The sequence below is a fragment of the Kosakonia oryzendophytica genome, assembly GCF_900094925.1.
Lineage (GTDB): Bacteria > Pseudomonadota > Gammaproteobacteria > Enterobacterales > Enterobacteriaceae > Kosakonia > Kosakonia oryzendophytica.
Genome location: NZ_FMAY01000021.1, coordinates 25,113 through 32,110, shown reverse-complemented (window position 1 = coordinate 32,110; position 6,998 = coordinate 25,113). Strand labels below are relative to the sequence as shown.

Below are 6,998 nucleotides of genomic sequence, written 5' to 3'. Positions count from 1 at the left end.
AGCAGTTGTGACGCGCTCTGGAGCGCTGTCACGAGGTGGCGTATATTACGCTTTCCTCTTTCAGAGTCAACCCTGAATTTCAGGATTTTTCTCTTCAACCGAACCGGCTGTTTGTGTGAAGTGATTCACATCCGCCGTGTCGATGGAGGCGCATTATAGGGAGTTCTCAGTCCCCCGCAATAGAAAAATGACATAAAAATGACTGACTGCTGCATTCCACAGCAAAACCCGCCTTTATACCCATTTACACACAGAGTTATCCACAATCCGGTAAAAGGACAAAAATTCGCGAGCGTTGCGCAAACGTTTTCGTTACAATGCCCGCGCAAAAATAACGCACCCCTTCTGGGGTGTTAGCTGAGTTTTTGGATCAATAAGGATCCTAAAATTCACCTAACACTCTCTGTTAAAGTCAAATCCAGGGGATTTACCATGCAACAACGTCGTCCAGTCCGCCGCGCTTTGCTCAGTGTTTCTGACAAGGCCGGTATTGTCGAATTCGCACAGGCGCTCTCTCAGCGTGGCGTAGAACTGCTCTCTACGGGCGGCACCGCTCGTCTGCTGGCAGATAACGGTCTGCCAGTGACCGAAGTCTCCGACTACACCGGTTTTCCGGAAATGATGGATGGACGTGTAAAAACCCTGCACCCGAAAGTGCACGGCGGCATCCTTGGCCGTCGAGGCCAGGATGATGCCATCATGGCGCAACATGCGATCGCGCCGATCGATATGGTCGTTGTTAACCTTTATCCGTTCGCCCAGACCGTAGCCCGTGAAGGTTGCTCGCTGGAAGACGCGGTAGAGAATATCGATATCGGAGGCCCGACCATGGTGCGCTCCGCAGCGAAGAACCACAAAGATGTCGCCATTGTTGTCAAGAGCAGCGATTACAACGCCATCATTAATGAGATGGATGCCAATGAAGGATCGCTGACGCTGGACACCCGTTTTGATCTGGCGATCAAAGCCTTTGAACATACTGCCGCTTACGACAGCATGATCGCTAACTACTTCGGTAGTCTGGTACCCGCCTATCACGGTGAGAGCAAAGAGCCTGCTGGTCGCTTCCCGCGCACGTTGAACCTGAACTTCATTAAAAAGCAGGATATGCGTTATGGCGAGAACAGCCACCAGCAAGCCGCCTTCTATATAGAAGAAGAGGTGAAGGAAGCCTCCGTCGCCACCGCGCAACAACTGCAAGGCAAGGCGCTCTCCTATAACAACATTGCCGATACCGACGCCGCGCTGGAGTGTGTAAAAGAGTTCAACGAAGCTGCCTGTGTGATTGTGAAACACGCCAACCCATGTGGCGTCGCCGTTGGCAGTTCGATTCTGGATGCCTACGAGCGCGCATATAAAACCGACCCGACTTCTGCATTCGGCGGCATTATCGCTTTTAACCGCGAGCTGGATGCTCAAACTGCACAGGCGATTATCTCCCGCCAGTTTGTCGAAGTGATCATTGCGCCATCTGCCACCGAAGAAGCGTTGAACGTCACCGCAGCCAAACAGAACGTGCGTGTTCTGGTGTGCGGTCAATGGGCGCAGCGTGTCGCAGGTCTGGATTTCAAACGCGTCAACGGTGGTCTGCTGGTTCAGGATCGCGATCTGGGTATGGTGACCGAAAATGAGCTGCGCGTGGTCAGCAAACGTCAACCAACAGAACAAGAATTGCGTGATGCATTGTTCTGTTGGAAAGTGGCGAAGTTCGTCAAATCCAACGCCATTGTTTACGCAAAAGAGAACATGACTATCGGTATTGGCGCAGGCCAGATGAGCCGTGTCTACTCTGCGAAGATCGCCGGGATCAAAGCCGGTGACGAAGGGCTGGAAGTGAAAGGCTCCGCCATGGCTTCTGATGCCTTCTTCCCGTTCCGTGATGGTATTGATGCCGCCGCGGCAGTCGGTGTGACCTGTGTTATCCAGCCGGGTGGTTCCATTCGTGATGACGAAGTAATTGCCGCCGCTGATGAACATGGCATTGCAATGATCTTTACCGACATGCGCCACTTCCGCCATTAATCTACGGAGCAAACAATGAAAGTATTAGTGATTGGTAACGGCGGGCGCGAGCACGCTCTAGCCTGGAAAGCAGCACAGTCACCGCTGGTTGAAACCGTGTATGTTGCTCCGGGCAATGCCGGTACCGCGCTTGAACCTGCGCTGCAAAACGTCGCTATCAGCGCCACCGATATCTCCGCGTTGTTAAATTTCGCGCAGAACGAAAAAATTGATTTGACCATCGTTGGCCCGGAAGCCCCGCTGGTGATTGGCGTGGTGGATGCATTCCGCGCTGCAGGCCTGAAGATTTTTGGCCCTACGCAGGGCGCGGCTCAACTGGAAGGCTCCAAGGCGTTCACCAAAGATTTCCTGGCCCGCCACAACATTCCAACAGCGGAGTACCAGAATTTCACCGAAGTTGAACCCGCGCTGGCTTACCTGCGTGAAAAAGGCGCGCCCATCGTGATCAAAGCCGACGGTCTGGCCGCAGGCAAAGGCGTGATCGTTGCCATGACGCTTGAAGAAGCTGAAGCTGCCGTTAACGACATGCTGGCGGGCAATGCTTTTGGCGATGCAGGTCACCGTATCGTTATTGAAGAGTTTCTCGATGGCGAAGAAGCCAGCTTTATCGTCATGGTTGACGGTGAGCATGTCCTGCCGATGGCCACCAGCCAGGATCACAAACGCGTGGGCGATGGCGACACAGGCCCGAACACCGGCGGTATGGGCGCTTACTCGCCTGCCCCGGTAGTTACCGATGAAGTGCATCAGCGCACCATGGAACGCGTCATCTGGCCAACCGTGCGCGGGATGGCGGCGGAAGGCAATACCTACACCGGTTTCCTGTATGCCGGTCTGATGATCGACAAGCTCGGCAATCCCAAAGTGATCGAGTTCAACTGCCGCTTTGGCGACCCGGAAACGCAACCGATCATGCTGCGTATGCAATCCGACCTGGTGGAGCTTTGCCTGGCAGCCTGCGAAGGTAAGCTGGATGAGAAAACGTCTGAATGGGATCCACGGGCCTCACTGGGCGTGGTCATCGCTGCCGGCGGGTATCCGGGCAATTATCGCAATGGGGATGTGATCCACGGTCTGCCGCTGGAAGAAGCTGCGGACGGTAAAGTGTTCCACGCGGGTACCAAACTCGACGCTGATGACCGGGTGCTGACCAATGGCGGGCGCGTATTGTGCGTGACGGCATTGGGTCATACCGTTGCGGAAGCACAGCAGCGCGCTTACGCATTGATGAACGATATTCACTGGGATGGCAGCTTCAGCCGCCGGGATATTGGTTACCGTGCGATAGCACGCGAGCAGGGCAAATAATGATTTCCTCTCTCTCACGGAGAGAGGAAACCGTCCAGTAGGCTTGTAAGGAGCGTAGCCGCCATCCAGCAGTTCACCGGCTGGCGCTGCGCTTACCCTGACGATGCATCAGAAATGTTTCTCTGTCGGTTGCCAGCGGCAGAAGTCCTCATTCGCCACCAGCAACAGCTGTGCGCCTTCCGGCGCTTCCAACCACGCCACGCTGACCGCTGCTGAGGAGTGGTTCTGACGGCGTTCTATGCGCTCTAACGCATACACATCCAGATCTGGCTTCACCGTCTCACCTTCACAGGTCTGCACCGTGCGATTCGCCTGCCAGCGTCCCTGACGCAGCACCACACGCCCCTGACGCAACGCATCGCTGGTCTGGCGGATTTGCTCTGCTCGATAGCGGTAGAGTGCAATCTGGTCACTGGAGAGTTGCTGCTTCTGACCATCAACTTCCCGCTGCATAAAGCTCAACTCACCACGATCGTCAAACCGGGCGCGAATATGTTCAGGGGGAGTGCCGTAGATATTGAGTTCGACGAGGGTCAACGCGTCGCCTTGCCAGCGATACTCAGCCAACGTTGTGTTCCCGTGATGCCACGGGCTAAAAGCGGAAAGCAGGTGTGTCTCTCCACCGGAATCTTTGCGCCAGATACGCACTGCGCCCTGATCACCGGCAAAACCGCTGGCGGTGAATGGCGGCAGGGAGGAATCATGGCTGCAGGCAGCCAGCAACAGCGCGCCAGCCAGCATCAACGGGCGACGCCAGAATGACAAAAGGGGCGAGACCGCCCCTTCGACAAAACTGTTCACTGCCACGCTGTCTTACTTAACAGAGTCTTTCAGTGCCTTACCAGAAACAAATGCCGGCACGTTAGCTGCGGCGATTTTGATTTCTTTACCGGTCTGCGGGTTGCGGCCAGTACGCTCAGCGCGGTGGTTCACTTTGAAGGTACCGAAACCAACCAGTTGTACAGCATCACCTTCTTTCAGAGACTCAGTAATAGCAGCCAGGGTGGATTCCAGTGCAGCTTTCGCTTGCGCTTTAGACAGATCAGCCTTGTCTGCAATTACATCAATCAGTTGAGTCTTGTTCATAAGTTATCCTTTCAATGTGTTTATCGCTTGCTAAGCATCGAGTGCGACGGAAATGCCTCAAAAGCACTCTCCTGCATACACGCACCGATAGCCACTTATTTTCGCCCCCCAAATGTAGACCAGACGGGGGTGCGAAGGGAAGCCTTATGGCACGACAAAACAGGCGTTAAATCACGTTTTATTGTCTCATTGCTGCAAATTTATACCGATATTGCTGTCACCGGCCTCACGCAAGTCTGCGCGTAGCCCTTTGATCAACTCAATGTCGCGTTCTTCGCAGTCAGCCAGAAGGCGGAAAATCTCCCACTGAATGTCCCATTCCTGCTCTACAGCGGGGTTCAGTCGTAGTTCTTCATCGGTCATTTCACGACCCGCCTGGGTCATTTCCAGCATCGCGACGGTGGTGATAGAGGTCTTGCTGACCTCGATGGCATGTTCGAGCGTTTCGCCGCTCAGGCGTGAGTGAATCAACTCGCTTAACGCCACGCAGGCATCGATCGCCGGGTAGACGCCATACAGATCGTAATCATCAGCCGCAGGGATCGCCTCTTCCAGCTTCTCAAGCTGGCTGTCGAAATTCACCTTGGCGTCTTTTACCACCTGCGTTTCCCACACGAGGTCAAGAATACGGCGGTAGAGCTGCGCATCGCCAAACTCCGTTTGCTGACAAAACATGGCGTAATTGGGGTACATGCGTTCGCACAGACAGGCCATAAAGACAACGTGCTGCCAGCTTTCCAGCTTTTCCAGACGCAGGTGAATCGGGTTTTGTAACATGATCGCTTCTCAAAGTCGGTATTAGGCGCAGTTTACCTGATATCACGCTGAATTGCCTGCCAACGCGTGAACGCCGGACGACCGGATGCCACTGCATCTGCCCAACGCGTCGGCTCAGGCAGGCGGTAGCCTTTCATACAGCGCTGCACCCACGCCAGAGCACTATCCTGGCTCACCCGGTGCCCGGTCGTGATAAACAACGGATTACAGCGCGCTTTACTGCGCCACACCCATGCCAGCTTCTCACCTTTATCCATCAGCGGCGAGAGCGCACCAGGTTCGTCGGCAAGCGGCTCAAACTTGCCGCACAACCGTTTCTTCGCCACACCAATAGTCGGAACATCGACCAGCAGACCAAAATGGCTGGCAACGCCAAGGCGGCGCGGGTGAGAGATGCCGTGACCATCAACAAAAAGCAGATCCGGCTTTTGCGAAAGCTGTTCCCACGCCGCCAGCAACGCCGGATATTCGCGAAACGAAAGGAAACCTGGAATGTAAGGCATGGTGGTGGGAATACGCGCCACCTGGTACTCGATAAGCGCCAACGACGGGTACGAAAGCAGCACCATGGCCGCTCGCGTCACTTCACCACCCTGCTCGAAACCTACATCCGCACCGCCGATCACCGTCGGCGGATCGTTCACAAGGCGATCCTCATGAATCACCGATGAAGCCAGTTCACGTTGTTGTTCGCGTAGTGACGCGAGATCCATATTCTCTCCTTACTGATGCCAGGAGGCCGACAGACGGTGCACCGCCTCCACAAATGCGCCGGCATGTTCCGGTGGAACATCCTGATGAATGCCGTGCCCAAGGTTAAACACATGACCCTCGCCTTTGCCGAAACCCGCCAGAATGGAAGCCACTTCTTCTTCAATACGCGCAGGCGGTGCATAGAGCATGGACGGATCCATATTCCCTTGCAGGGCGACTTTATGTCCTACACGACGTCGCGCATCGGCGATATCCGTTGTCCAGTCCAGCCCCAACGCATCACAACCGGTCTCGGCCATCGCTTCCAGCCACTGTCCACCCCCTTTGGTAAACAGCGTGACCGGCACGCGGCGACCTTCATTTTCACGCAACAGGCCATCAACGATTTTATGCATGTAATAAAGCGAGAACTGTTGGTAATCGCGCCCCGTGAGAACACCGCCCCAGGTGTCAAAAATCATCACCGACTGCGCCCCGGCGCGGATCTGCGCATTAAGGTACAGCGTGACGCTTTGCGCCAGCTTATCCAACAGCAGATGCAGCGTCTTCGGTTCGGCGTACATCATTTTTTTGATCACGGTAAAGGCTTTGCTGCTGCCACCTTCCACCATGTAGGTCGCCAGCGTCCAGGGGCTACCCGAGAAGCCAATCAGCGGCACCTCGCCTTTCAGTTCGCGACGGATGGTGCGCACCGCGTTCATCACATAACCCAGTTCGCTTTCCGGGTCCGGCACCGGGAGTTTCTCAACATCCGCTTTTGAGGTGATGGGGGAAGTAAACCGCGGCCCTTCACCCGCTTCGAAATAGAGCCCAAGGCCCATCGCGTCCGGTACGGTGAGAATGTCCGAGAAGAGGATCGCCGCATCAAGCGGATAGCGACGCAGCGGTTGTAGCGTCACTTCGCAAGCAAGATCCGCATTTTTACACAGCGACATAAAGTCGCCAGCTTGCGCGCGCGTCGCTTTATATTCCGGTAAATAGCGGCCCGCCTGGCGCATCATCCATACCGGCGTCATGTCTACTGGCTGGCGCTGAAGCGCGCGCAGGTAACGATCGTTTTTCAGTTCGGTCATTGTCAGTTCCTTAAGCGT

At 55.2% G+C, this 6,998-nt stretch carries 7 protein-coding genes; 2 read left to right on the top strand and 5 right to left on the bottom strand.

From position 1 onward, the window contains the following. Positions 1 to 432: 432 nt before the first annotated feature. Positions 433 to 2,022 (top strand): bifunctional phosphoribosylaminoimidazolecarboxamide formyltransferase/IMP cyclohydrolase, encoded by a 1,590-nt coding sequence (gene purH, locus GA0061071_RS22595; protein ID WP_061498959.1) that lies wholly within the window; start codon positions 433 to 435, stop codon positions 2,020 to 2,022. Between the two features lie 15 nt (positions 2,023 to 2,037). Beyond that, positions 2,038 to 3,330, top strand: coding sequence for a phosphoribosylamine--glycine ligase (purD, locus tag GA0061071_RS22590; RefSeq protein WP_061498962.1), 1,293 nt, complete (start codon positions 2,038 to 2,040; stop codon positions 3,328 to 3,330). Positions 3,331 to 3,438: 108 nt separating this feature from the next. Here the strand turns inward: purD and GA0061071_RS22585 are convergent, their stop codons facing one another. From GA0061071_RS22585 to hemE, 5 genes are all read right to left on the bottom strand, one after another. Next, complete coding sequence (locus tag GA0061071_RS22585; protein WP_061500248.1) at positions 3,439 to 4,131, bottom strand: DUF1481 domain-containing protein; 693 nt, start codon at positions 4,129 to 4,131, stop codon at positions 3,439 to 3,441. A gap of 12 nt (positions 4,132 to 4,143) precedes the next feature. Next, a complete protein-coding gene (gene hupA / locus GA0061071_RS22580; protein WP_035890328.1) occupies positions 4,144 to 4,416 on the bottom strand; it encodes a nucleoid-associated protein HU-alpha in 273 nt (90 codons plus the stop codon). Between the two features lie 186 nt (positions 4,417 to 4,602). Further along, positions 4,603 to 5,193, bottom strand: a complete 591-nt coding sequence (locus GA0061071_RS22575) for a YjaG family protein (RefSeq protein ID WP_061498966.1) — start codon at positions 5,191 to 5,193, stop codon at positions 4,603 to 4,605. 32 nt (positions 5,194 to 5,225) lie between these two features. After that, complete coding sequence (nfi, locus tag GA0061071_RS22570; protein ID WP_061498971.1) at positions 5,226 to 5,906, bottom strand: deoxyribonuclease V; 681 nt, start codon at positions 5,904 to 5,906, stop codon at positions 5,226 to 5,228. A gap of 9 nt (positions 5,907 to 5,915) precedes the next feature. Next, positions 5,916 to 6,980 (bottom strand): uroporphyrinogen decarboxylase, encoded by a 1,065-nt coding sequence (gene hemE, locus GA0061071_RS22565; RefSeq protein WP_088237699.1) that lies wholly within the window; start codon positions 6,978 to 6,980, stop codon positions 5,916 to 5,918. Positions 6,981 to 6,998 lie beyond the last annotated feature (18 nt).